Source organism: Desulfovibrio sp. (assembly GCF_047607245.1).
Classification (GTDB): domain Bacteria; phylum Desulfobacterota; class Desulfovibrionia; order Desulfovibrionales; family Desulfovibrionaceae; genus Desulfovibrio.
The window spans coordinates 14,559-38,874 of the sequence record NZ_JASGDK010000022.1 but is presented as its reverse complement, the minus strand read 5'-3'; the positions used below and the strand labels follow the sequence as shown (position 1 = coordinate 38,874).

At 55.7% G+C, this 24,316-nt stretch carries 23 protein-coding genes and 1 pseudogene; 17 read left to right on the top strand and 7 right to left on the bottom strand.

What is annotated here, in order from left to right; translation table 11 throughout:
• From QM579_RS02030 to QM579_RS01995, 8 genes and pseudogenes are all read left to right on the top strand, one after another.
• Positions 1-276, top strand: a pseudogene (locus QM579_RS02030) (ribonuclease HII); the annotation flags it as partial.
• Positions 277-386: 110 nt separating this feature from the next.
• Positions 387-776, top strand: coding sequence for a YraN family protein (locus QM579_RS02025; RefSeq protein ID WP_414997561.1), 390 nt, complete (start codon positions 387-389; stop codon positions 774-776).
• Positions 718-1,575 (top strand): 16S rRNA (cytidine(1402)-2'-O)-methyltransferase, encoded by an 858-nt coding sequence (gene rsmI, locus QM579_RS02020; protein WP_414997558.1) that lies wholly within the window; start codon positions 718-720, stop codon positions 1,573-1,575. The genes QM579_RS02025 and rsmI overlap by 59 nt, the downstream gene beginning before the upstream one ends.
• Before the next feature lie 125 nt (positions 1,576-1,700).
• Entirely contained in the window at positions 1,701-2,450 is a 750-nt protein-coding gene (locus QM579_RS02015; RefSeq protein WP_414997557.1) for a PTS system mannose/fructose/sorbose family transporter subunit IID, read from the top strand.
• Positions 2,451-2,558: 108 nt separating this feature from the next.
• Positions 2,559-2,849, top strand: coding sequence for an HPr family phosphocarrier protein (locus QM579_RS02010; RefSeq protein WP_183717301.1), 291 nt, complete (start codon positions 2,559-2,561; stop codon positions 2,847-2,849).
• Position 2,850: 1 nt separating this feature from the next.
• Positions 2,851-4,623: a phosphoenolpyruvate--protein phosphotransferase gene (gene ptsP, locus QM579_RS02005; RefSeq protein WP_414997556.1), complete on the top strand. Its 1,773-nt coding sequence runs from the start codon at positions 2,851-2,853 to the stop codon at positions 4,621-4,623.
• The gene (smpB, locus tag QM579_RS02000) at positions 4,620-5,075 is read left to right on the top strand and encodes an SsrA-binding protein SmpB (RefSeq protein ID WP_414997555.1); all 456 of its coding nucleotides are present in this window, start codon (positions 4,620-4,622) and stop codon (positions 5,073-5,075) included. Before ptsP ends, smpB begins: the two co-directional genes overlap by 4 nt.
• 471 nt (positions 5,076-5,546) lie before the next feature.
• On the top strand, positions 5,547-8,291 hold the full coding sequence (locus QM579_RS01995) for a ComEC/Rec2 family competence protein (protein ID WP_414997554.1): 2,745 nt from the start codon (positions 5,547-5,549) through the stop codon (positions 8,289-8,291).
• Positions 8,292-8,519: 228 nt separating this feature from the next.
• Here the strand turns inward: QM579_RS01995 and QM579_RS01990 are convergent, their stop codons facing one another.
• A complete protein-coding gene (locus QM579_RS01990; RefSeq protein WP_414997553.1) occupies positions 8,520-8,903 on the bottom strand; it encodes a winged helix-turn-helix transcriptional regulator in 384 nt (127 codons plus the stop codon).
• A gap of 203 nt (positions 8,904-9,106) precedes the next feature.
• Between QM579_RS01990 and QM579_RS01985 the strand changes: the two genes are divergently transcribed.
• Entirely contained in the window at positions 9,107-9,757 is a 651-nt protein-coding gene (locus QM579_RS01985) for a flavodoxin family protein (protein WP_414997552.1), read from the top strand.
• A gap of 380 nt (positions 9,758-10,137) precedes the next feature.
• On the opposite strand, the gene mutM is transcribed toward QM579_RS01985, so the two are convergent.
• The 5 genes from mutM to ffh all read right to left on the bottom strand — a co-directional run bounded on the left by mutM (position 10,138) and on the right by ffh (position 14,690).
• On the bottom strand, positions 10,138-11,103 hold the full coding sequence (gene mutM, locus QM579_RS01980; protein WP_414997551.1) for a bifunctional DNA-formamidopyrimidine glycosylase/DNA-(apurinic or apyrimidinic site) lyase: 966 nt from the start codon (positions 11,101-11,103) through the stop codon (positions 10,138-10,140).
• 754 nt (positions 11,104-11,857) lie between these two features.
• Positions 11,858-12,397, bottom strand: coding sequence for a ribosome maturation factor RimM (gene rimM / locus QM579_RS01975; RefSeq protein WP_414997550.1), 540 nt, complete (start codon positions 12,395-12,397; stop codon positions 11,858-11,860).
• Positions 12,398-12,408: 11 nt separating this feature from the next.
• Positions 12,409-12,639 carry a KH domain-containing protein gene (locus QM579_RS01970; protein WP_012625423.1) on the bottom strand — a complete coding sequence of 77 codons (231 nt, stop codon included), beginning with the start codon at positions 12,637-12,639 and terminating at the stop codon, positions 12,409-12,411.
• A 155-nt stretch (positions 12,640-12,794) separates the two neighbouring features.
• A complete protein-coding gene (gene rpsP, locus QM579_RS01965) occupies positions 12,795-13,034 on the bottom strand; it encodes a 30S ribosomal protein S16 (RefSeq protein ID WP_414997549.1) in 240 nt (79 codons plus the stop codon).
• A gap of 117 nt (positions 13,035-13,151) precedes the next feature.
• On the bottom strand, positions 13,152-14,690 hold the full coding sequence (gene ffh / locus QM579_RS01960; RefSeq protein WP_414997548.1) for a signal recognition particle protein: 1,539 nt from the start codon (positions 14,688-14,690) through the stop codon (positions 13,152-13,154).
• Between the two features lie 393 nt (positions 14,691-15,083).
• On the opposite strand from ffh, the gene guaB reads away from it, so the two are divergent.
• The 7 genes from guaB (at position 15,084) to hisA (ending at position 22,189) form a co-directional block, all read left to right on the top strand.
• Positions 15,084-16,541, top strand: a complete 1,458-nt coding sequence (gene guaB, locus QM579_RS01955) for an IMP dehydrogenase (RefSeq protein WP_414997547.1) — start codon at positions 15,084-15,086, stop codon at positions 16,539-16,541.
• A gap of 81 nt (positions 16,542-16,622) precedes the next feature.
• Complete coding sequence (gene guaA / locus QM579_RS01950; RefSeq protein ID WP_414997560.1) at positions 16,623-18,158, top strand: glutamine-hydrolyzing GMP synthase; 1,536 nt, start codon at positions 16,623-16,625, stop codon at positions 18,156-18,158.
• A 9-nt stretch (positions 18,159-18,167) separates the two neighbouring features.
• Entirely contained in the window at positions 18,168-18,797 is a 630-nt protein-coding gene (gene tatB / locus QM579_RS01945) for a Sec-independent protein translocase protein TatB (RefSeq protein WP_414997546.1), read from the top strand.
• A gap of 593 nt (positions 18,798-19,390) precedes the next feature.
• On the top strand, positions 19,391-20,194 hold the full coding sequence (gene tatC, locus QM579_RS01940) for a twin-arginine translocase subunit TatC (protein ID WP_414997559.1): 804 nt from the start codon (positions 19,391-19,393) through the stop codon (positions 20,192-20,194).
• Positions 20,191-20,787 carry an imidazoleglycerol-phosphate dehydratase gene (locus tag QM579_RS01935; protein ID WP_414997545.1) on the top strand — a complete coding sequence of 199 codons (597 nt, stop codon included), beginning with the start codon at positions 20,191-20,193 and terminating at the stop codon, positions 20,785-20,787. The genes tatC and QM579_RS01935 overlap by 4 nt, the downstream gene beginning before the upstream one ends.
• Entirely contained in the window at positions 20,787-21,446 is a 660-nt protein-coding gene (locus tag QM579_RS01930) for a hypothetical protein (protein WP_414997544.1), read from the top strand. The genes QM579_RS01935 and QM579_RS01930 overlap by 1 nt, the downstream gene beginning before the upstream one ends.
• The gene (gene hisA / locus QM579_RS01925; protein ID WP_414997543.1) at positions 21,443-22,189 is read left to right on the top strand and encodes a 1-(5-phosphoribosyl)-5-[(5-phosphoribosylamino)methylideneamino]imidazole-4-carboxamide isomerase; all 747 of its coding nucleotides are present in this window, start codon (positions 21,443-21,445) and stop codon (positions 22,187-22,189) included. Before QM579_RS01930 ends, hisA begins: the two co-directional genes overlap by 4 nt.
• Positions 22,190-22,206: 17 nt before the next feature.
• On the opposite strand, the gene QM579_RS01920 is transcribed toward hisA, so the two are convergent.
• Positions 22,207-22,539 carry a hypothetical protein gene (locus QM579_RS01920; protein ID WP_414997542.1) on the bottom strand — a complete coding sequence of 111 codons (333 nt, stop codon included), beginning with the start codon at positions 22,537-22,539 and terminating at the stop codon, positions 22,207-22,209.
• A gap of 528 nt (positions 22,540-23,067) precedes the next feature.
• Between QM579_RS01920 and QM579_RS01915 the strand changes: the two genes are divergently transcribed.
• On the top strand, positions 23,068-23,778 hold the full coding sequence (locus QM579_RS01915) for a DUF554 domain-containing protein (protein ID WP_414997541.1): 711 nt from the start codon (positions 23,068-23,070) through the stop codon (positions 23,776-23,778).
• Positions 23,779-24,316 lie beyond the last annotated feature (538 nt).

Genomic DNA, 24,316 nt, shown 5'->3' with positions numbered 1-24,316 from the left:
GGGGAATTGCCGCCACAGCGTGCCATCATAAACGGTGACGCCATTGAACCTGCCATTTCGGCAGCGTCCATTCTGGCCAAGACCTTTAGGGACAAGCTCATGTCCAGTCTGGATAAACGCTGGCCCGGTTACGGATTTGCAATCCACAAGGGATACGGCACCAAGGATCACTATGAGGCGTTGCGTCGCCTCGGTCCCTGCCCGCAGCATCGGCTGACCTTCCGGGGCGTGTGCGAAGAAAAAGCTACGGCTGCGCAACAAGGCAGTTTGCTGTGAACCTGCGTCGCCTGTTCTCAGGATTTTTTGACAAAAAAATCCATAAAGACCAACATGAGCAGAGCGGCCAGTGCGACAATACGGACAAAAAAACCGCAACCGCCTCTCACCTGCGGCTGGGCAAAGAGGGCGAAGACGCCGCAGCAGCCCTGCTGAAGCGCAAGGGGTATGCCCTGCTTGACCGCAACTGGCGTCAGGTGCGTCTGGAACTGGACATGGTTTGCCGTGACGGCGACACGATTGTTTTTGTTGAAGTAAAAACCCGCGGTAGTGACAAGCACGGTGGCCCGGCCTATGCAGTGAGCCAGTCCAAACAACGTACCCTGTGCCGTGCGGCCCGCGCATGGCTGGCTGCCCACGAAGCGTGGGATCAGCCCTGCCGTTTTGATGTCATCTGCGCCCTGCGCAATGGCTCTACCCTGCACCTGGAGCATTTTTGTCATGCCTTCGACTGCCCCCCGGCTCTGGATAGTAGCCACACCTCTTGGCAACCCTGGTGACCTCTCCCCCAGAGCGCGCGCCGTATTGACCGAGGCAGACCTCGTGCTTGCAGAAGATACGCGCCGCACAGTCCGTCTTTTTCGCGATTGCGGCATTGAAGCGCGCCGTCTGCTGAGCTTCCACGACCATAACGAAGCCGAACGGCAGGAGCACGTGCTGCGCGCCCTGCGTGAAGGGCAAAACGTAGCTCTTGTTTCTGATGCGGGCACTCCCCTGCTGGCCGACCCTGGGTATCGTCTGGTACGCGCCTGTCGCAAGGAAGGACTGGCTGTTTCTCCGCTGCCCGGCCCTTCGGCCCCGGTCACGGCGCTTTCCGCAGCGGGCATACCACCTTTGCCTCACAGTTTTCTGGGGTTTCTACCGCGAGACGCTTCCGGCCGCGATGCTCTTTTTGCCGCCTTTGCCCAGGTGCCGGGCTCTCTCATTTTTTTTGAGCGCAAAGACCGCCTGAAAGAAAGCCTCACGCAGGCTGCCCGCCTGCTTGGCCCTCGCGAAGTGGCCGTTTGCCGTGAATTGACCAAGGAGCATGAGGAATTTATACTGACCCGGCTGGAAAACAGCGCAGATCTGCCCGACGACCTGCTGGGTGAAATTACCGTAATTATCGGTCCTCCCGAACAGGTGAGCCGCAGCGCTGAAAGCGAAGTTATGGCCCTGCTGGAGCAGGAGATGGAAACAGACGGCCCCCAGGGCAAACCCCGTCAGGTGGCCCGCAGGGTTCAGGATATGGTGCGCGGCTGGAGCGGCAAAGAAATATACGCCCTGCTTACAGCCACAGACCGCCCCGGCAACCTCTAACCACCGCAACGCCGCCATTCGCCGCCATTTGACCCGGCTGCTGCAGGGCACGCGAAAAAATGCCCCGCACGGCTTGAGACTGACTGGCAATGCCTTCGCACGGCGCGAGCGGGCAGGATTCGCAGATGTATCCCACGCTCGTAGCACTCAACTGCCTTGCCCGCACCTGTTGCATCAATGCAGCCACTACAGCCCGAGGCATGCAGCAGATAGGGCTGCTCTTTGTGCTGAGCCCTGCCCTGTGCTGGCTCTACCCCGAAGGCGAAGCTCGCGCCCGTGCTTTTGCCCGCTACAGCGGGCACAGCAATACCCACCCTTTCATGATTCCTCTCTTTGTGGGCATTCTGCTTTCTCTTGAAGAAGAAATAGCCAAGGGCGCTCTGCCCGAATCTGCCGTAAGCTCGGTGCGCGAAACCCTGGCCACGACGCTTTCCGCCTTGGGCGATTCATTTTTCAGCGGAACCTTGCTGCCCTTGTGGGCACTTGTGAGCGTATCCCTGCTGCTCTCCGGTTATGTAGGGCTGACAGGAATTATTGCTGTGGGATTTTTTCTTGCCCTGCTGGTTTTCAGAGCGGGCAGTTTTTTTTCAGGCCTGCGCCACGGGATGCCCGTACTGGTGCGCCTGAAACGCCTCAATCTCATCAACTGGGTAGACAGGCTCAAAATGGTCAATGCCGCGCTGGTGGCCCAGGTTATCTGGCATCTGCCCCTGAGCCGCATGAAGCCTTTCCCGTGGGATGTCTACCTGCTGGGTGCGCTGGCGGTATTGGCTGCATCCTGGCTTGTGGCAAGGCTTCGCCTGCCGCGTATTCTGCTGTGGGGCATGACCCTGGGAGCACTGATTCTCATGGACGTTGGCCTCATTGGTATGTAATATATATCGGACTGGCAATTGGCGAAGAGCGAATTGACAAGGCTCGGGCAGATATTTGGCGCTGGTGCGCCCGCCCTGATTGGCCTGACGGTGCTAAAAGGTGAGGAAATGGAAGAAACCATTGAAGAAACGTCACGCGGGCTGGCACTGCGGCTTTGCCTGAATTTGCGCAATGGCCTGCACGCCAGACCCGCAGCACGACTGGCACAGGAAGCCCAGCGCTACTCGGCGGCTATCCAGCTTGTCAGCGATACTGGTGAAGTTGACGCCAAAAGCATGCTTGATGTTCTTTCTCTCGCTCCGCCCTTCAATGCGGAACTGACTCTTCTGGCTCAGGGGCATGACGCCCGCGAGGCCCTCTGTGGCCTGGCCCGCCTTCTCAGCACCATGCAGGATTAACATGGCCCGCGCGGTACTTTTTGGATCTCCAGTTTCTCCCGGCATAGCCATTGGCCGGGTGCGCTTCATGCACAAGCTGCAGCAGGATGAAGAACGGCGCATCACGCCCTTCGAAGTGGAGGCCGAGCAGGCCGCCCTGCGGCTTGCCGCCGAAGACGTGCGCGCATCACTGCAAGCGACAATGGAAAACGTGCCCGAAGATCTGGCTGAATATCGTGATGTCATTGCCGCACAAATGGAAATGGCCCGCGACGCCAAGCTGCTCAACGCCACCCTCGCGCGCATTGAACAAAAACTTATTGCCGCGCCCTGGGCTTTGCGCCTGACTGTTGAAGAACTGTGCGCCCTGTTCAGGGGAATGGACGACCCCTATCTGCGTGATCGCGCGCAAGACATCCGCGCCGTAGGGCTGCGCCTGCGCGAACGGCTGTTCGCAGATCCCACTGAAACTCCCGGCACAGCTGAGCCCGCGGTGCTGGTAGCTGAAGACCTTTCTCCGGCTGACGTTATGGAATTGAATCTGGACTGCGTTCTGGGCATTCTGACTACCGAAGGTGGCCCGACCTCGCACACAGCCATTCTTTCACGCAGCCTGCACATTCCCTGCTTGTCCGGTGTTACCGGTCTTGTTGGTGTGGCTCGGGAAAACGAACTGGTCATCATTGACGGTCTTGGCGGCAGCGTGCTGCTGGAACCGGATGAAGCGGATCTGGCCCGGTATGAAGCCCGCCGCCTCGAATACACCGGGTGGGAAGAGCTTACTTTGCTGACGGCACGCTGGCCCGCAGAAATGTGCGACGGCGTGCGCGTGGTGGTTCAGGCCAACCTGGAGAGCAGCGAAGAGCTTGCAGCCATACCGCGCAGTGGAGCAGACGGCGTTGGCCTGTACCGTACGGAATTCGCCTACCTCAAGGGCCGCCTGCCCGACGAGGAAGAGCTGCTGGCCGAATACTCCGTTGTGGCCCAGAAGATTTCTCCAGAGCGCGTTGTTTTTCGCACGCTTGACGTGGGCGCGGATAAAATGCTGCATGCCCAGGCTGCTCTCAAGGAACCCAACCCCGCCCTCGGGCTGCGCGGCATACGGTTCTGCCTGCGCCATCAGGGGCTTTTTCGCACCCAGTTGCGGGCACTGATGCGGGCCGGGGTTCACGGCAACGTGGCCATTATGCTGCCTATGGTTTCAGGCCTGGATGAAGTGCAGCAGGTGCGCCGTATCATACAGGAAATGCATCAGGAACTGACCGCGCAAAACCTGCCGCACGCGCCAGTGCTTCCCCTGGGCGTCATGATAGAAACTCCGGCGGCGGCCCTTGTTTGCGATGCTCTTGCCAGAGAATGCGACTTTTTCAGCATTGGCACCAATGACCTCATACATTACATTATGGGCATAGACCGTAACAACCGCCATGTGGCATATCTTAACGAACCTCTGCACCCCGCTGTGGTGCGCTCGCTCAAGCATATTGTTGACGCGGCACACCGCGAAGGCATAGGAGTTTCCGTCTGCGGCGAACTGGCCTCGGACCCCTTGGGCATGGCCTTGTTGCTGGGCATGGGGGTAGACACCATATCTGCGGCTCCACGCTTTGTACCGGGCTTGAAACATCTTATCCGCCAGCTCAGTGCTGAAACCTGCATGGAACTGGCCCACAGCGTGCTCCTGAGCACAGATGTTGCCGCCTCCCGCCGCATGGTTCGCGAGCAATTGCACCAATCTCTTGGGCCGGAACTGGCCTTTCACACCACCAGCCTTTTGACACACAGCCAGCCATGAGCCAAAAAACATCACCTTCCACTATTGCCGTTAATAAAAAGGCCCGCCACCTCTATGAACTTTCTGAATTCACAGAGGCTGGCATTGTACTTACCGGCCCTGAAGTCAAAAGTATCCGCGCGGGCAAGGTCAACTTTATCGATAGCTATGTAGATTTTCGCCGGGGTGAAGCCTGGCTGGTCTCGCTACATGTGGCCCCTTACTCCAATGCGGGCTACGCCCCGCAAGAGCCGGACCGCGCCAGGAAACTGCTGATGCACCAGCGCGAGATTGCCAAACTGGCTGGCCTTGTGGCCCAGAAAGGCCTGACGGTTGTGCCCGTTCGCCTGTACCTCAAGCGGGGCAAGGTCAAGGTCGAAGTAGCCATTGGCCGGGGCAAAAAATTGCACGACCATCGCGAAAGCCTTAAAAAACGCGCCGAAGAACGGGATATGGCCCGCGAACTGTCGTAAAGCATTTCAGGTTTGGGGAAGCACTGATTAAAGAGCCTCCTGGAAACGCGCAGTTATTTCGTTTGGCAAGGCGCGATCTTTTTTTGAAGCAGGACTGGACTCTTCCGTCCTCGACTGTTTCAAAAAAGTGAAGCAACGCCGCCAAACGGAATAAATCAGCGTTTTTTGGAAAAGTTTACATGTTCCAGTCAGCGTTGCGCCAAACTTTCATACGCCTTCTGACGAAGCTCCTTGTATTGTCCCTGACCAGCAAGACATCGCTACAGGGATAATCCCCGCGGCGAGCGGAACAAAAAATCTTGTGCAGAGTAAACGCACAACACCTGTCTGGGCAGAACCTGATGGCAGAAGTGCAGAATATGATGGCAGAAGTAAGGCAATTGCGCTGATACCGTCGGTGCAACCGACACAGCCAATGTATGACCCGCCGAACGGCAACCGATCGGCGGTTTTTTACGGGCACGAAAAGGCATGCGCTACCCGCCCCTGCAAGCCCCTCTGTTCTGGCAGACCTGCCTTTGCTTCTGGATAGGCGGCATTGCCTCTGCGGTATGGCCCCATCAGACCATTCTTTGCCTTCTTCTTCTGATTCTGGCGGACAAACGCCTGTGGCGGATAACCCGTCTTGCCTTCTGCTTTATACTGGCTGTTGCCGGGCTGCTGACCGCGCAGTGGCAATTGTTCGGCAGTCCGTGGCAACAGGGGTTTTCCAACCCGGAACAACCACTCTGGCTGGCGCAGGCGGGCAAAAACCTGCGTGTCTGCGGCACAGTCACTGACAGCCAGGGCTTGCCTGACCAGCGGTTACGATTGTTGCTCTCTGGCCTGATGCCTGAAGCGGCAGAACTGGCAAAAATTATCCCCGGCGGCCAGGAGCAGATCGAGCAAACAGCGAATCCATCTGAACAGAGTCCGGTGCCTGCTCCGCTGCCCAGCCTCGCCGCGCTCACATGGGAAAGACCGCCTTTGCGGCCCTTGCCAGGACAAACTCTCTGCCTCAATCTTCGCCCCATCCCCATGCAAGGGTTTGCCAATGTTGGTCAGTCACCGTGGGAACTCTGGTGGGCAGCACAGGGCGTACACTGGCGGATGTGGACGCAGGGCGGACGCGTTGCGCCTCTTTTACAAGGCGAACCCGGACGCTCTGCCCATTGGCGTGAAATCCTGCGAACGGATTTTCTGACGGCCCTGATGCCCCCCCTGATGCCGCCTCCATCGCTTCTTCTCAATGATGCTGCGTTTGCCGCCTCAAATTCCCCAACTGCCTCCGCTGACACATCTTCCCCATCTAATGGCTCTGAACTGAGCCAGGGCAAGGCTATTTTGCTGGCCCTGCTTTTCGGCGACAGACAGTATCTGGACCAGGCAACCCTGAACAATTTTGCTGCCGCCACGCTTGTACACAGTCTGGCTCTTTCAGGCCAGCATCTGGTTATTGCAGGCATGCTTGGTCTGGCCTGCGTGTTGACCCTGGCTCGTTTGCGTCCCGGTATTTACCTGCACCGCCCAAAAACGCTGTGGGTCATACTGGCGTCCCTGCCTCCGGCTCTGGCCTACTTATGGCTGGGAAACGCTCCTGCATCTCTGCTGCGGGCGACGGTCATGCTTTTTGTAGTGGCATTGTGGCTCACTATGGGCCGTCCGCGCACAACGCTGGACGCTTTGTGCGCGGCGCTTCTGTGCATCACCGTGGCTGCTCCATTGAATGTTTTCGACACAGGGCTGCAACTCTCTGCCCTGTGTGTGGGCGCCATCGGGTTAAGCCTGCCCTGGCTGCGGCAGCTCATGCCGGAACCGGATACTTTTTCTGAAAGAGGGTTGCGTGCCCGCCTGTTCTGGTGGGGCCGCACACTGCTGCGTATTTTTCTCGTCTCGCTTTGCGTGCAGGTGGCACTGCTGCCACTCAACATGCTTCTTTTCGGCAACGCGGGGTTCTGGTTTCCCCTTAACGTGGCGTGGCTGCCTGTGGCCGATCTTTTTGTATTGCCAGCCTCTGTTCTGGGCTTGCTGTGCGCGGCAACGGGTATGGAAACCACTGCCCGTCTGATACTGGACATGGCAGCCCTGCCTTGTCAGTGGCTGGTAGATTTGCTGACATGGCTGGCTGAAGACGAATTTTTGTCGGCTCCATCCATGTTGCGACCGCACTGGACGGCCCTTCCCGCCTTTGCCGCCCTGCTTACGGCACTGGCTTTCAAGGCCGGACGCCCTGTCCTTCCCAAAGCGGCACTTCGCCTCTTGCTGGCAGGGGGATTGCTGCTTTTTGCTGGTCCCGTATTGCGGCTGGCAGACCGCCTGTCGCCTGAAATACGTCTGGACGTGCTGGATGTTGGCCAAAGTCAGGCAGTGACTCTTCGCCTGCCGGGGCATGTGCGCATGATGCTGGACGGCGGCGGCAGCGCGTCGCCACGGTTTGATCCCGGCCAGAACATTGTAGCCCCGGTCCTGCTCCACAACGATGCGCCACGCATGAACGCGGTGCTGAACAGCCATCCCGATCTGGATCATATGGGCGGCTTGGTGCATATCCTACGGCAATTTGACGTAAACGCCCTGTTTGACAACGGACGCAACAGCAGTGACGCCAGAAACGGCTGGGGAGAAATCTGGGCCAGGGTACGGCAAGAGCATATGGCCCAGCCTCTTGCTCAAGGAGACATTCTGTGCCTTGGCGATCCGGTTAATGGCCTGCAACTGGAAATTCTGCACCCGCCTCGCACCAGCAAGGTTAGTCCCATTACAAACAGCGCCATCGACACTGCATGGGAGGGCAATAATGCGTCCCTGGTGGCGAGGCTGACCCAGCACGGCAAAGGGCTGGCTATCATCCCCGGCGACGCCGAACGCAAAAGCCTGCAACACATGCTGGATCAAGGCCTGGACCTGCGAGCCGAAGTGCTGGTGCTGCCCCACCACGGTTCAGACAGCAGCTACTTGCCCGGTTTTTATGAGGCGGTGCAACCCAGAATAGCCGTTGCAGCCTGCGGTTTTGAAAACCGCTACGGCTACCCCGGCAAAAAGGTGCGGGCTTGGCTGGACAACGCGGCGATACCTTTGCTGTTCACAGGGCGGGACGGGCAGGTAAGCCTGATCTGGCCTAAGCACAAAGGGCAGGACGCTACCGCATATGTTCAGACTCAGAGAACAGGCCATGAGGAAGCAAACGGCGACAGAAAGGAAGACAACCGGGGCGGCTCCAAGAGCAGTAACGAATGAAGCAACGCAGCCAAACGGAATAAACCCGCGTTTCCTTAAGAATTCCGCAACGTCAGCTTGCTAGACCGGGTCGCCACAAAATGAATTTCCTGCTATATCAGGGATAACAAACCTTTTATGCAAAAGAATTCTCTACTGGTACTCAGCTGAAATAAGATGATGAACTCGACGCATAAGCAGCTGAAAAAGCGCTCGTGACGGCACAGCCCAAGAACTGCCCGGACATTACTACTTCTGCTTGACTGCTGCTTCAATTTCCAGATGCTCTCTGCCCCACTGGTAAAGCTCTTTCAGTGCGGGGAGCAGTCGCCAGCCTTGTGCCGTCAAAGCATATTGCACACGGCGCACCTTGCCTTCAAGTTCGGTTCTGTTGACCAGACCGTCAGCCTCCAGCTCTTTGAGGCATTTTCCAAGCATCATATTGGTGATTCCAGTCACTTCGCGGCCAAGGGCATTGAAACCGCAACAGCCTGTATCTGCCAGATGCCAGAGAATGGGAAGTTTCCACTTGCCGCCAATGAGATTAAGGGCATAAATCAAGGGACAGGGAATTTCATAAACACTTTCTTGCGGTAAAACCGTGCTGTAACCAACCGCTTCTTTTGTCTGCATAAGCTGCTGCTCCTTGAAAAATCTTTCTGGGCAGATAAGCGCGTTCTCTGCATTCTCTGTCACGAAAAAATCTCGCGTCACAGGTTAGAAAAAACTGCGTACTTGTTTTTTCCCCCGTGCTTCTTCTAAAGTATGTTTGTCGATACAACGCACGGCGCATATGCGCAAGAATGCGCAACGGCACTTTTTATAAGGAGAAAACCATGAAATTTTATGCTATTAATGGAAGCCCGAGAAAGAAGCACAATACAGCCACGGTGTTAGCCAAGGCCCTTGAAGGTGTGTCCGCTGTTCTTCCTGATGCGCAGACCGAAATACTGCACCTCTACGACTATTCGTACAAAGGCTGTATAAGCTGTTTTGAGTGCAAACGGCTGGGAGGAAAATCGTACGGCAAATGCGCCGTAAAGGACGAACTGGCCCCTGTGCTGGAAAAACTTTCTCTCGCCGACGGCATTATCTTTGGCTCACCTATCTACTTCAAAGGCATCACTGGCGAAATGCGGTCGTTCTTTGAGCGTTTTCTTTTCCCCTATCTCGTGTACGACGCCACCTATTCATCCATTGCTCCCAAGAAAATGAAAACGGCCTTTATCTATACAATGAACGTCACGGATGCTGCCATGCGGGATATGAACTACCCTGAACATCTTGGCGGTATGGAATACTTTACGGGCAGAATGCTGACTCCGCCTTCCGTGCTGTATGTGAATGATACGTATCAGTTTATGGACTACAGCAAATACAAGGTGGAATGCTTCTCCGAAGAAGCCAAGCTGAAGCGGAAAAATGAAGAATTCCCCAAGGATTGCCAAAAGGCCTTTGAACTGGGCATGGCAATGGCCCGCCCTTAGAGATTCAACGCTGAAAAACTTGCTTAACAGCGAATCATCTTTGCGGCCTTTGCCATAACTGCCCAAGTATCTTTGTTGCCTTTGACACTAACTTACTTTGCCGGAACGGGCGAAGCTAATTCTTAAAGAGCAGATAACCATTACAAACGGTTATCTGCTCTCATCATTTTCACTTATATCACCTGCGTGGCGGGGGCTGTGCGGTCCCTGCTGCGGAAGCTTCTTAGCCTCGCCCGGCAAGCTCCCCCCGCGCGGCACAATGCCATTGAGGACTGGATTTGCTTCTAACATACCAATGGCACTATCAGTACCAATGTTTTGCCAGCGCTGGCTGTTGGCAGAACACTTTATATAAAGACAGAGTATTTTTTAAAACGGCCCTATCGCTGGCAGTGGGAGCAACAAACCGTGCTGCGGCCCGACACTTTGGCTTTTTCAAGGGGCCTGCCGCATTTTTTACATGGCTGTCCGCCACGGCCATACACCGCAAAAGTATTTTGAAAAGCCCCCGCATCGCCGTTGGCGTCCCTGTAGTCACGTACGGAGCTGCCGCACTGGGATATGGACAAAAGCAGCACGTCCTGCAGGCACTTAAGCAGGCGTTTCGCCTCGTTTGCAGTAAGATCTGCGGCCTTGTGGCGCGGATCAATGCCTGCGGCAAACAAGCTTTCGTCTGCATAGATGTTGCCGACCCCCGCCAGGATCTTTTGATCCAGCAGTACCCCCTTAATGGCTGATTTTCTGCCGGAGACAGCCCGGATAAAATCTTTTTCCGTCATGCTCAATGGCTCGGGGCCAAGGCCACTCCAGAAAGGCCAGCGCTCAAAAATATCGGGAGTTCCCGCCAGCATGAGGCCGAACGCTCGCACATCGTCAAAAAATAAACGGCGCGGCCCGTCAGGCACAACAGCAGCCTTATCCTCACGGTGCTCCTGCCCGTATTTCGCCTGCGCCGAAGGGGTTTCCTCTGCGCACAGAGCTTCTTTACCTTCCCGCCCTTCCACCGGGGGCATATCCAGATCAAGTATGCAACGGGTGTGGGAGCCGGGCTCAGTGCTCGCAGCATAGGTCATGAGCCGCCCGGTCATACGCAGATGTACGGCAAGCCGCAGGTCTTTATATTCGCGCACAGTTGTATTCTCAGCCTGAGTGGCGTCTAGATGCATAAGCAGCAATTTTCCGCGCCGACCTACTTCTACAATGCGGCATCCACGCAAATCTTCGAGAGGGACACTCAAAGGGTGCTGGCTGGTGGCGCGTAAAACCTGCGCATTGGTGATAATGCATCCCTGCACATGAGGCCTTAAAGTTCTGGCAACTGTTTCTACTTCTGGCAATTCGGGCATGATGTTCCTCGTGTTAACCCGAAAGATAAGACCTCTTGCGGGCGTGGCAAGCTAAAACAAGCTACAGCTTGCAGTACACACACTATTACTATCAAACACATGTCCACCCATGCCCCGGAACACCTTCAGTCCCCTTGTCGGCAGTTAACCAAAAGAAAAACTGCTCTCAAACTGTCTGGAGGCCGAGTAATTGAATCAACAGCAACCGCGCGCAGCAGTTACGGTTTGTCTTCCTTGGTGAGTCAATATCAACCCTGAGCAGCGCACCCAATCATGACGCAAAATGGCATTACGCGGCGCGGAGGGAGACCACCGGGCGAAGCGAGGAAGCTCCCGCAGCGGAAGCCGTGCAGCCCTAGCTACTTCGTGAAAATTGAAAACATGCGGGATTGTCCCTGGGGGGTGCAGAGGAAGCCTCGGAGGGCAGTAATTCCTGAACTGTGTCGTTGCAAAGTCTTTCCAGATATTCCTGTGTCAAATTTCGCCTTTTCTTTTGGTCGAGTACCATCAGAGCCCACGCCCTGCATAAAAGACACGTTTTCTTGATATAAAATGTTCATATAAACATCCAAAATCAATGGGTAATAATACACAAACCGGATACAGCTGAACCATCCTCTGCGAAAGCATGCGATAGACTTCCCAAGTGCAACAGCTGAGTCTTCCAAAAATCAAAAAGAAAAAGGCCGCCGCGCCCACAGGCGAACAGCAGCCATTAAAATCCCGGCTTAAGGCGACACCGCCCCAACAGCCACTATTTTTTCTCTGAATTATCCGAGAGATAAATATCCAATAACCCTTCCGGCGGATCAATAACCACTGCCGGAGCATCCACATCAAAGCCCACGATGAATTCCGGCCTGGCGGGAAAAAGCACTTCCTTGCCGTCATCCGTCATGATGACCCACATCTCAAGATCAGCGGGATACTCGAAGTGGTCAAGCGTGCCAATGCGCTGCCCGTCAGGCAGTAGCACATCGCCGCCAAGCAGATCTTCCAGATAGACTTCATCGTCTTCCGGCTCTGGCAGGGAGTCGCGTTTGGCAAGCAGCTTATAGCCACGAAAGTTTTCGGCAGCGGTGCGGTCTGTAACGCCCTCCAGCAAAAGCAGGGGACGCCCCTTGTGGCTGCGAACGGCGAGTGGCCGGATGCGACGCGGTTCAGCGTCGCCCGCCTGAATCCAGAGAGGGGTAGTCAAAAGCAGGGGAGAGTCTGCATACCAATCGATGCAGATCTCCCCTTTGATGCCGTGGGGCCTCGCAAGAGTGCCCATATGAATCCACGAATCCGCCATAGTATCCGGCGCTATTCCAGAATTTCCAGCACAGTGCGCTTTTTGCACTTGATGGATGCGGCGCTCAGAATGGTACGCATGGCTCGCGCCGTGCGCCCCTGCTTGCCAATGACCTTGCCCAGATCTTCTTTGGCAACCTTGAGTTCCAGAACGGTAGTCTGTTCGCCTTCCACTTCGCTGACCTGCACTTCGTCGGGATGATCTACCAGGGACCGGGCAATATATTCGATCAGGGCCTTCATTGAGTACCTCCAAAGGGGTCTGCGCCGGAAAAGCCGGAGCAGTAAAGGCCGCGCGCAGTGCCGATATTGCCCAAAACGGCCTGTCCCAACATGCGCTAGCATATTTGGGAGGCCGCAGGGCGTCTGCCGCCGGGGCGGAAGCTTAGCGGAATGCGCTAGGCCATGTGTTTCTTGATCAGGGAACGCACGGTATCCGTGGGTTCAGCGCCACGGGCGAGCCATTCCTTGATTTTATCCGCATCAAGCTTGACTTCGATCGGATTTTTCATGGGGTTATAGTAGCCCAGGAATTCCAGCGGACGGCCATCACGACGGGTTTCGTCAGTGGCGGCCACAACCCGGTAGAAGGGGTGTTTTTTGCTGCCGAGGCGGGTCAATTTCAACTTTACAGCCATGAGTCCAACTCCCTTTGAGGTGTTATGTTATCGTTGCGCCCGGGAAAGGGCAAGGGCAGAAAAGCCCTGGCGCAAAGAGGTGTTGCCGTTACGACGGCGCTCCTTGCCGCGAAATATTTACTTTTTCTTACGCTTTTGGCGCTCTTTTTTCTTGCGCTTTTTTGCTGCTGCCGATTTGCCGGTGCCAGGACGACCGCCGGGGAGGCCTTCCATACCGGGCATACCGCCCATACCAGGCATCCCACCCATTCCGGACAGACCACCAAGGCCAGGCATACCGCCCATACCTCCGGGCGGCGTCATACCGGGGGGCATGCCGCGCATGCGGGGCATTGAGGGCATTTTGGCACCTTTGCCGCCCATCATCCCCTTCATCATCTGGCGCATCTGCTCAAACTGGCGCACAAGCTGATTTACCTGGGCCACGGTGACACCCGCGCCCTTGGCTATGCGCGCCCTGCGGCTGCCGTTGAGGATGTCGGGATTACGGCGCTCGGCCATAGTCATCGAGCTGATGATGGCTTCAGTGCGTGCCATTTCCTTTTCAGGCATGGCACCGCTGGCTTCAGACAATTTTTCACGCAGGCCGCCAAGCCCGGGAATCATTTTAAGAATGCTATCCAGCGAGCCGAGTTTTTTTATGCGGCGCATCTGGGTGCGAAAATCTTCAAGGTCAAAGCTGGCCTTCTTCATCTTGCGGGCCAGCTCTTCGGCCTCCTCGGCATTGATGGTGCTCTGTGCTTTCTCCACCAGAGTAAGCACGTCGCCCATGCCCAGGATGCGCCCGGCGATACGGTCAGGATGAAAAACTTCCATCTCCGACAGTTTTTCGCCCATACCCACAAATTTTACGGGCGCGCCCGTCACCGCACGGATGGAAAGGGCCGCGCCGCCGCGCGCATCGCCGTCCATCTTGGTAAGCACAACGCCTGTGATGCCAAGGCGCTCGTTGAAGCTTTCAGCCACAGTCACGGCATCCTGGCCGGTCATGGCGTCAGCCACAAACAAAATTTCCTGCGGCTGCACAGCAGCCTTGATGGCTTCAAGCTCCTGCATGAGGGGCTCGTCCACATGCAGACGCCCCGCCGTATCCAGCAGCAGCACAGTTGCCTGCTCGCGCCGCGCCTCTTCCAAGGCGGCCTTGGCTATGTCCACGGGGTTCATGTCCACGGTGGAGGGATAGCAGGGCATGTCCAGCTGCTTGGCAAGCACGGTCAGCTGGTCAATGGCTGCGGGGCGGTAAACGTCGGCTGGCACAAGATAGGGGCGCATCTTTTGCTTGCGCAAAATATTTGCTATCTTGCCAGCAGAAGTTGTTTTACCCGAACCCTGCAAGCCCACAAGCATGATTACTGCGGGTTCGCGGCCCTGAAGGTCAAGTCCGGCGGTTTCGCCGCCAAGCAGGTTGACCAGTTCGTCATTGACGATCTTGACCACCTGCTGTGCAGGACTTACTCCTTTAAGCACTTCCTGGCCAAGACATTTTTCGCGCACGTTTTCAACAAAGTCTTTGACAACCTTGAAGTTAACGTCCGCTTCCAGCAAGGCCAGCCGCACTTCGCGCAGGCCTGCCTGCACGTTTTCTTCGGTAAGCTGGCCGCGTCCGCTGAATGAGCGGAATACGCCGGAAAGTCTGTCTGAAAGGCTCTCGAACATGTAATCTCCACAGGGCCGCAGGACGGCAAAAAGCAGTGCAGTCGCCCATTACGCGCAGCTTTTACGCGAGGTGGCCGCACGGCGCACAGGCCCCACAGGGGGCGAATTGGAGATTCATAGGATGTTTGCCGCCTCACTTCAAGTCTTGGACGAAAAAGGCACGCCGACACTTGCCAAGCACAGCTAAAAGCTGTACGCGCATGCACCCGCTCAAAACTATGGCAGGCTGGTCTTTTTTCGCCAGACAGAACATCGGTGGTCTGGCAGACGCCGTTTCCTTATTATAAGGAGATCAGGCCGCAAAGGCGCGGCCCGCATTGACATAAGGCCCGCAAGGGGATACCCTGTTAGACTACAATTTGAACAATTATTCCAGCACATTACGAGGAAGTCATGTTCACCAATCGCGGCAAGGCGCTGACCTTTGACGATATTTTGCTCATTCCCGGCTATTCGGACATCACCCCTGACGCCGTGGACATAGCCACCTGGCTCACCCCTTCCATCCCTCTGCGCATCCCCCTGCTCTCTGCCGCCATGGACACCGTGACGGAATCCGCCATGGCTATTTCTATGGCACGCATGGGCGGCATCGGCATCATTCACAAGAATATGTCCGTGGCCCAGCAGCGCCTGGAGGTCGAAAGGGTTAAAAAGAGCGAGAGCGGCATGATTCTCGACCCTGTGACCATTTCACCCAACAATACGGTGCAGGAAGCCCTTGATCTCATGTCGGACTTCCGCGTTTCGGGCCTGCCCGTTGTGGCGGATGGCCGTCTGGTGGGCATTCTCACCAACCGTGACGTTCGCTTCATCGAAGACGGGCACGCTGTGCGCGTGGCCGACGTCATGACCAGCCAGAAGCTCGTTACCGTGCCGATGGGCACTTCGCTTGAAGAAGCCAAGCAGCATCTGCACGAACACCGCATTGAAAAACTGCTTGTTGTTGATGAAGAAGGCCATTTGCGCGGCCTCATCACTATGAAGGACATCGACAAGGTGCAGAAGTACCCCAATGCCTGCAAGGACACAGCCGGACGCCTACGCGTCGGCGCTGCCATCGGCATTGGCAAGGACTGCGAAGCCCGCGCCGAGCAGCTGCTTGAGGCCGGAGCAGACGTTCTGGTGCTCGACTCTGCCCACGGGCATTCCGTCAACGTCATCAACGCCATCCGCATGGTCAAATCGGCCTTCCCCAACTGCCAGCTTGTAGCGGGCAACGTGGCCACCTATGAAGGGGCCAAGGCCATTCTTGAAGCCGGAGCCGACACCGTCAAGGTAGGCATTGGACCCGGCTCCATCTGCACCACCCGCATCGTGGCGGGCGTGGGCGTGCCCCAGGTAACTGCCGTTATGGACGGCGGCCGCGCCGCACGTGAAATGGACCGCTGCTGCATTGCCGATGGCGGCATCAAGTTTTCTGGCGACATCGTCAAGGCTCTGGTGGTGGGCGCGCATTCCGTCATGATCGGCTCGCTTTTCGCGGGCACGGAAGAAAGCCCCGGCGAAACCATTCTGTATCAGGGCCGTACCTACAAGATCTACCGTGGCATGGGCTCCATTGACGCTATGAAAGAAGGCAGCTCTGACCGCTACTTCCAGGAAAAGAGCAAGAAGCTCGTACCTGAAGGCATTGTGGGCCGTGTGCCTTACCGTGGCCCCGTAATGGAAGCCGTGTACCAGCTTATGGGCGGCCTGCGCTCCGGCATGGGTTATGTGGGCGCACATAGCCTCAAGCAGCTGTTCGAAAATACCACCTTCTGTGAAATATCCCCGGCGGGCCTGCGTGAAAGTCATGTGCACGACGTGGTTATCACCAAGGAAGCTCCCAACTACCGTATCGAGAACTAGCCGGCGGCGCGTCAGCGCCGCATGCCTATGCACACAGGAACCGTGCGCCCCCACTGGACGCACACAGATCATGAGGACGATATGCCCAGCAAGGTCATTATTATAGATTACGGCTCACAAGTTACCCAGCTTATCGCACGCCGCGTGCGCGAGGCAGGGGTATATTCCGAAATTCACTCCTGCGTGACCACCGCCGAACAGGTGGCCGCTATGAAGCCCCAGGCCGTTATCCTTTCGGGCGGCCCTGCCAGTGTTGGCGAAGCTGACGCGCCTGTACTGGACCCCGGCTTTCTGGAGCTGGGCGTACCCGTGCTTGGCATCTGCTACGGCATGCAGCTGCTGGCTCAAAACCTTGGCGGCCAGCTGGCCCAATCCCTCACGCGGGAATACGGCCCTGCCGACCTCAACCTGACCGCACCCTGCGCCCTGTGGGAAGGCATCACCTCCCCCACCCGCGTGTGGATGAGCCACGGCGACAAAGTGATGGTTCCGCCGTCCGGCTTTGCCGTCACGGCCAGCACCAGCACCCTTGAAGTGGCGGCTATGGCCGACGAAAGCCGCAAAATCTACGCGGTGCAGTTCCACCCCGAAGTGCATCACAGTGTAGATGGCGAACGCATGCTGCACAATTTCCTGTTCAAGGTCGTGGGCATCAAGCCCGACTGGACCATGTCGTCCTTCGTGGAACGTGTGGTCAAGGAAATGGCCGAGCAGGTGGGTGACAAGCATGTGGTCTGTGCCCTTTCCGGCGGCATCGACTCCACAGTTGTGGCCGTGCTGCTGCACAGGGCCATCGGCAAGCGCCTGCACTGCATCTTTGTGGATAACGGCCTGCTGCGCCTCGGCGAAGGCGACGAAGTGGTCAGCTACCTGCGCGAACACTTTGACCTCAATCTCAATTTCGTACAGGCCCAGGAACGCTTTCTGTCCAAGCTCAAGGGCGTGGAAGATCCAGAAAAGAAGCGCAAGATCATTGGTCACACCTTCATCGAAATTTTTGACGAAGAAGCCAAAAAACTTTCTGAAGTTGATTTTCTGGCTCAGGGCACCCTTTACCCCGACGTTATTGAATCCGTTTCGCACAAGGGCCCCAGTGCCGTTATCAAAAGCCACCACAATGTGGGCGGCCTGCCCGATACGATGAAGCTCAAACTCATCGAACCCCTGCGTGAGCTCTTCAAGGACGAAGTGCGCAAAGTCGCTGCCGAACTGGGCATGCCTGACTCCATCGTGTGGCGTCACCCCTTCCCCGGCCCCGGCCTTGCCATTCGCGTGCTTGGCGAAGTGACGGAAGACCGCCTTGCCATTCTGCGTCAGGCAGACAAGATCGTGCAGCAAGAGCTGCGTGAATCTGGCTGGTATCGCAAAGTGTGGCAGGGATTTGCCGTATTGCTGCCCCTCAAGACCGTGGGCGTAATGGGCGATGGCCGCACCTATGAGCATGTCATAGCCCTGCGTGTGGTGGACAGTGTGGACGCAATGACCGCCGACTGGGCCCGCTTGCCCGCCGAGCTCATTGAGCGCATGTCTGGACGCATCATCAATGAAGTCAAAGGCGTCAACCGCGTTGTCTACGACGTGTCCTCCAAGCCGCCCAGCACCATTGAATGGGAATAGGAGAGCCCTATGTTCGGTATAGGCAGCACTGAACTTCTGGTCATCCTTGTGGTGGCCCTGATTGTGCTTGGTCCCAAGAGTATGGCCAACGTATCGCGCACACTGGGCAAGGCCTTGGGCGAATTCCGCCGGGTTTCCACCGACTTCCAGCGCACCCTCAATGCCGAGGCTGAAGAGGAAGAACAGAAAAAGCGTAAAAAAGAGGCTGCCAAAGCTGCCAGAGAAGCTGCTGAAGCCGAAGCTGCCAAGGCCGCCACGCAAACGGCGGAGGCTGCTGCAATGTCAGCTGCCGCAGACGGGCAAAAGGCTCAAGATGACGGCACGGCGCCCTCGCAAGAAACCCCTGCGGCGGAAGCGGTGCTGGATACCACGGCTGTACACCCTGACGAGGCTACGGCACATGCTCCTGTTGAAGGGCACGCTGCCGAGCAAAATTCGCCGGAAGCTGCAACAGCCGCAGAACAGCCACAGGCTGCCACTGCTTCCGGGGCGACAACCCCAACGGTTGAAGGCATACCTGTTCCGCCTGAAGGCAGTCCGCTGGCCGAAGCCCTTGCCCGAACTGAAGCTGAAGCCCGTGAGGCAGAGGCCCGTCTTGCCCAGACCGCAACAGTTTCTGACAACGGCGGCAAGGCATGACCGAAGAAAAAAAAGCACCAATTGAACAGGCATCTACTGACAGCACAACTGCTACGCACCAGGAATCTGATCAGTCGGCGGATGCTTCCGCCGCCCTGTCTGTCATCAACCATATCGACCTTGAGGCCGCCAGTCAGCTGGCGGCCTCTACCGCGTCTACCGAACAGCAGCCCGAACAACCCTCTGAAGCGGATTCCGGCGCTGTAACGGAAAATGCCACAGCAGAAACAGCAAAAGCCTCAGCAGCAGACGCATCAACAAGCGCTTCGCCAGATGCTTTGTCAGACGCATCACCCGACACCCCGACGGGCGTTTCACCTGATGCTTCATCTGATGTGCCGCAGGAATCCCCTGCGTCGCAGCCCGCAGAAGACGCAAACATGCAAGAATCTTCTGGTTCGGGTGATGCGGCTTCTGGCGAAAATGCACCAGCCCCCGCTTCAGGCGGCCAGCCTCCCTTGCCTCCGGCCAGCCCTTTTCCGCCCACAGGCACGTCGGGGGATGATCTTCCCATTCCCGCAGCACCGGGGGGTCAGCTTCCTGCGCCCACTGATGACGATGAAGAGGACGACGAGGATGGGCAAGGCAAATCAATGGGCCTTATGGACCACCTCGGCGAACTGCGCGTGCGTATTGTTCGCTGCTGTATTGCCATCGCGGTGGGCTTTTTTGCTTGCTGGGCCGTTGTTGATCCCATTTTTGACGCACTGGTGAACCCTCTGCTGGCTGTTTTGCCCAAGGGTTCGCACGCCATTTACACCACCCTGCCCGAAGGCTTTTTCACGCGCATGTATATTGCTGTGGTGGCAGGCGTATTTGTGTCCAGCCCGGTTATTTTTTATCAGATATGGTCCTTTATTGCGCCAGGGCTGTACGAAGAAGAAAAAAAATACATCATTCCCATAGCGGTCATGTCGGCTGTGTTCTTCATGTGCGGCGGGGCATTCTGCTACTTTGTAGTATTTCCCTACGCGTTCAGTTTCTTTGTAAGCTTTGCCACTGAAGAAATTGTAGCCATGCCCAAGGTCAGCGATTACTTGAGCTTTGTGCTCAAGCTTATTCTGGCTTTTGGTATCATCTTTGAAATGCCGCTCTTCGCCTTCTTTTTAGCGCGCATGGGCGTCATTACCGCCGCTATGATGCGCAAAGCGCGGCGTTACGCCGTTTTGGGCATTTTTATTGTGGCTGCCGTTCTTACGCCGCCGGATGTGGTTTCACAGCTGCTCATGGCTTGCCCCATGCTTGTATTGTATGAAATAAGTATATGGGTTGCTGCCGCCTTTGGCCGCAAGCCCAAAAAGAACGAAGACGAAAAAGAAGACGGCGAAACGACTTCAGATGAAACGCCTGAAGGCTCGCAAAAAGCCAAGGCAGCCAATCCTTCGGAGGAAGCATGACCACAGCTCCGCGCACGTCCACCCAGACGCGCACCAGCGCCGAAACTGACATCCGTCTAGAACTGACCCTTGACGGTCAGGGAAAAACGGAAGTCAGAACAGGCTTTGGCCTGCTGGACCACATGCTGACCCTCACCGCTTTCTGGGCAGGCATGGATCTTACCCTGATTTGCGAAGGTGACATGGAAGTGGACGCCCACCACACAGCCGAAGACGTTGGCCTGACCCTGGGCAAAGCATTGCTTGAGGCTCTGGGCGACCGGGTTGGCATTGCCCGCGTTGGTTACGGGCGGGTGCCTATGGACGAAGCCCTGACCGAAGTGACAGTGGATCTTTCAGGTCGTCCCTGGCTTGAATGGCGCGGCGATGAACTGCTGCCCCCTGTGCTTGCCGGGGAAGAAAAAGACCTCTGGCGTGAATACTACAAAGCCCTTGCAAGTGGCGCACGCTGCAATCTGCATGTGGACATGCGCTATGGCAAGAATGGGCATCATCTGCTGGAATCCGCAGCCAAAGGTCTGGGGCTTGCCCTGGCTCAGGCAGTGCGGCGCCACGGCACAACCATACGCAGCACCAAGGGAGGCCTTGATTGATGCATACTCGCCTGAATATACTGCTACTCATCGTACTGAGTCTTGTTCTGGCTCTGGGTGCCTGCTCCAAACGTCCGCGCAGCACGGCTGACGTGCCGCGCAACCTTTCTGGCACCTATACCATAACCGTTGCCCCCTTTACCCAGCCCATCAACGCCAGCCAGCTTATTATGGGGCGCATTCCTGAAAATCAGGGACGCACTCCCGAAGACATGCTGATGGCTCTGGACATGCGCCTGCGCCACGTCCTCACTACCGACACCAATCGGCAATACAAGTTCATCAGCCTGCGCACCCTGCCCAAAGACCTGACAACGTTCCACAGTTCGGAACAGCCCCAGGCCCTGCCCCGCTGGATCGAATATGGCAAGAAACAGGGCGCACAGGTGCTGCTCATTCCTCAGGTGCTTGATTGGCATGAACGCGAAGGCTCCACGGCTGGCGTCACCCAACCGGCCCACGTGCGGGTGGAGTTCTTTTTGTTGCGCGTAGATACTGGCAGCATAATGGACCGCTCTGTCTTTGAAGAAAAGCAGCTGGGTCTGACTGAAAACCTGCTCAATGTCGGCTCTTTCTTGAAGCGTAAGGGCCAGTGGGTCAGTGCTGAGGATCTGACGGTAGAAGGCATGCGCAAGGCTGTGAAGGATTTGGGATTATGATTCTTTTTCCCGCGGTAGACATTCAAAACGGCAAAGCCGTGCGCCTCAAGCAGGGCCGCGCCCACGAGAGCACGGTTTTTGCCGAAAGCCCCGTTGACGCAGCCAAGGCGTGGGAAGAAGCCGGCGCCCGCTGGCTGCACGTGGTGGACCTCGACGGCGCTTTTGATGGCGCGGCCCAAAGCCGCAACATTGTACGCGATATTTGCACTGCCCTTGCCATTCCCGTGCAACTTGGCGGCGGCATCCGCGACATGAAAACTGCTGAAGCCTATCTTGAAGCCGGGGTCAGCCGCCTTATCATTGGCACTCTCGCGCTTGAACAGCCCGAGCTTTTTGCCTCAATGTGCCAGGCCTTTCCCGGCCAGATCGGTGTTTCGCTGGACGCTGAGGGCGGGCGCCTCAAGAGCCGTGGATGGGTGGAAGATACGGGAATGACCGTAGATTCGGCCCTGCCCCGCCTGCTTGAAGCCGGTGCGGCCTTTGTTATCTACACCGATATTGAACGCGATGGCATGCAGTGTGGCGTTAATGTAGCGGCCCTGGAGCATCTGGCGCGGCTTTCCACCGTGCCCGTCATTGCGGCGGGCGGCGTGGCCACACTTAAAGATGTGCAGAACCTCTACCCCCTTACCCGCACTACCAGCCTTGCTGGCGCGGTGAGCGGGCGCGCCCTCTATGAGGGAACACTTAACCTTGCAGAAGCCAATGCATGGATAGATGCCCAGGCTGGCGCACAGAAATAGTTTATAAAATCATCATGTTATTCACCCCCAGTTTCATTTGAAACTGGGGATTTTTCTTTCACCAAGCGTAAAAACTTATAAAATTGCAGATAGCATTCAAGCTGACAGACGATCTGTTTTTTCACGAAAGAGCTATCCATTTTTTCAATGCAGCTTTTGAAACTGTTTGCTTGCTGCGGAACGATACCAGCACACCGTTCAGCTCTGCCATGCCTGCAGGTTTGCCCAATTTTTGTCAGACTCTTCTGGCCGGCGACCTGCGGTTTCAATAGCATCAGTGAAGTTCGTTCTGCTTCACTTTCCGGTTTGCTCAGGGCCAACTTTAAAACCTGGCCGAGCTGAATGAACACGATTAATTCAAGATTATAGCTGCTACCAACTTATATAATTTTCAGGCGGCGATGTTTTTTCATTTGCACTAGCGATTGGAGAAATTTTTCTATTATTACTAGCCAATAATTTTGTTCTTTCTCACGAGATTGCTACGATGTTACTGTTTTTTGGTAGCCCATAAAAATTTTGCTTCATGCCGTCACCATTCATCCGTACCAAAGTCGTCACAAACAAGACTACCATTGAAGAATATCTGCCTATATGGCTTGATTAGACTTTCCCGCAAGGCAGCACTATACACTTCTGACGGGAAACGCAGTTATGCACAGGGGGCCGCTCGCAAGGGTGGTTTTTCTAAACAGTATCGTCACAGACGCCTTTTCAGGTACCTCTGTGCCGAACTTCTTCTTTTATTTCAGGCCAGCATCGCAGCAGGTTATCCTCTGCGTAACATACTAATTTTTATTTATATAAAAAAATCATCTCATAACGACACCTCTCAATAAGACTATTTGGCGCAGTGTCGTACTGAAAAGGGGGTGCCCATGATTGGGCCGGTAATAAACAGTGCATGCATCGTGACTGGGGCTTTGGTTGGCACATATTTTGGCGACAGAATGGGAGAAGCATTCAGGAAGAAGCTGATACTTGTTTTTGGGTGCATCAATACAGGCATGGGTATTTTCATGATTGGAAAAACACAAAGCCTTCCTCCAGTTGTCTGCGCATTACTTGTTGGATCTTTAATCGGCGAACTTTTAAGAGTAGAATATGCTGTCACCTGGCTTGCACATAAGGCAGCCCGGTTGTTTAGCAAGGTTGGCACCAGTTCCCGTGCACCTCTTGAGTTCGTTCAGGAGCAGTTTTCAATTTTTCTGGTGGTCTTTTGTGCGAGTGGCTTAGGTTTCTTTGGATCTATGCAGGAAGGAATATCCGGCGATATGTCCATGCTATTGATCAAGTCACTGCTGGATTTACCTACAGCAATGTTTATTGCTGCCAACGTTGGCGGCGTCATCGGTGCTCTGGCCATACCTCAGTTTACTATTCAGGCTGCTGTGGTGCTGCTCGCCGGATTTCTCAGTCAATATACTACCCCTTCTTTGATTAGCGATTTTTCCGGTTGCGGCGGTTTCATCATGCTGGCAACAGGGTTGCGCACATGCGGCATCACACAATTCCCCATTTTAAGCATGTTGCCTTCGCTTTTTCTCATTATGCCTTTTTCAGCTCTATGGGCACACATTTTTTCGTAGCGTAGACACTATTTATTGCATGGCAGCACGCTTCCATCGGCGACGTTAGAATGATCAGGGGCTGTTTCTAAATAATTCTTTGTCTAACTGGCTGCGTCAAAAGGTCATTTTTTACTCCAGCGATGTACTGTAAGAGTACGCTCCCTTCGTAAAAAAGGTCTTTTTATTACCCGTGGCTCAAAATCATTTATTTAGAAACTATCGCCTGCAACGTACTAATATCACGTATAATAAAAATCTTTATCACGACAGACATACACAGCCTTTTTCATTTGAGCAGTGTTCAGCAACTGACCACAGCTTTTATGAAAAAGGCTGTTTTCCTTTTGTACAAAAACAGTCAACTACGGACAGGATTTCAATTCTCTCGCGAGACTAACACGCTTCGCTGCAAGCGCTGGCTGTGTCGCCTCTTCTATTTTTAACTGTAATCACATCATGTTATGGATCTCAACACACCTGCCGCGTAAGGCCCTGACAGGGCGCTCTCTTGCCAAGCAATCTGGCAGTACATATACTATAACTATGAAGTCAGTTT

Coding starts and splice junctions, on each gene's coding strand:
- rsmI (WP_414997558.1), top strand. CDS start 718: ATGCCTTCGACTGCCCCCCGGCTCTGGATAGTAGCCACACCTCTTGGC.
- QM579_RS02015 (WP_414997557.1), top strand. CDS start 1,701: ATGTATCCCACGCTCGTAGCACTCAACTGCCTTGCCCGCACCTGTTGC.
- QM579_RS02010 (WP_183717301.1), top strand. CDS start 2,559: ATGGAAGAAACCATTGAAGAAACGTCACGCGGGCTGGCACTGCGGCTT.
- ptsP (WP_414997556.1), top strand. CDS start 2,851: ATGGCCCGCGCGGTACTTTTTGGATCTCCAGTTTCTCCCGGCATAGCC.
- smpB (WP_414997555.1), top strand. CDS start 4,620: ATGAGCCAAAAAACATCACCTTCCACTATTGCCGTTAATAAAAAGGCC.
- QM579_RS01995 (WP_414997554.1), top strand. CDS start 5,547: ATGCGCTACCCGCCCCTGCAAGCCCCTCTGTTCTGGCAGACCTGCCTT.
- QM579_RS01990 (WP_414997553.1), bottom strand. CDS start 8,903: ATGCAGACAAAAGAAGCGGTTGGTTACAGCACGGTTTTACCGCAAGAA.
- QM579_RS01985 (WP_414997552.1), top strand. CDS start 9,107: ATGAAATTTTATGCTATTAATGGAAGCCCGAGAAAGAAGCACAATACA.
- mutM (WP_414997551.1), bottom strand. CDS start 11,103: ATGCCCGAATTGCCAGAAGTAGAAACAGTTGCCAGAACTTTAAGGCCT.
- rimM (WP_414997550.1), bottom strand. CDS start 12,397: ATGGCGGATTCGTGGATTCATATGGGCACTCTTGCGAGGCCCCACGGC.
- QM579_RS01970 (WP_012625423.1), bottom strand. CDS start 12,639: ATGAAGGCCCTGATCGAATATATTGCCCGGTCCCTGGTAGATCATCCC.
- rpsP (WP_414997549.1), bottom strand. CDS start 13,034: ATGGCTGTAAAGTTGAAATTGACCCGCCTCGGCAGCAAAAAACACCCC.
- ffh (WP_414997548.1), bottom strand. CDS start 14,690: ATGTTCGAGAGCCTTTCAGACAGACTTTCCGGCGTATTCCGCTCATTC.
- guaB (WP_414997547.1), top strand. CDS start 15,084: ATGTTCACCAATCGCGGCAAGGCGCTGACCTTTGACGATATTTTGCTC.
- guaA (WP_414997560.1), top strand. CDS start 16,623: ATGCCCAGCAAGGTCATTATTATAGATTACGGCTCACAAGTTACCCAG.
- tatB (WP_414997546.1), top strand. CDS start 18,168: ATGTTCGGTATAGGCAGCACTGAACTTCTGGTCATCCTTGTGGTGGCC.
- tatC (WP_414997559.1), top strand. CDS start 19,391: ATGGGCCTTATGGACCACCTCGGCGAACTGCGCGTGCGTATTGTTCGC.
- QM579_RS01935 (WP_414997545.1), top strand. CDS start 20,191: ATGACCACAGCTCCGCGCACGTCCACCCAGACGCGCACCAGCGCCGAA.
- QM579_RS01930 (WP_414997544.1), top strand. CDS start 20,787: ATGCATACTCGCCTGAATATACTGCTACTCATCGTACTGAGTCTTGTT.
- hisA (WP_414997543.1), top strand. CDS start 21,443: ATGATTCTTTTTCCCGCGGTAGACATTCAAAACGGCAAAGCCGTGCGC.
- QM579_RS01915 (WP_414997541.1), top strand. CDS start 23,068: ATGATTGGGCCGGTAATAAACAGTGCATGCATCGTGACTGGGGCTTTG.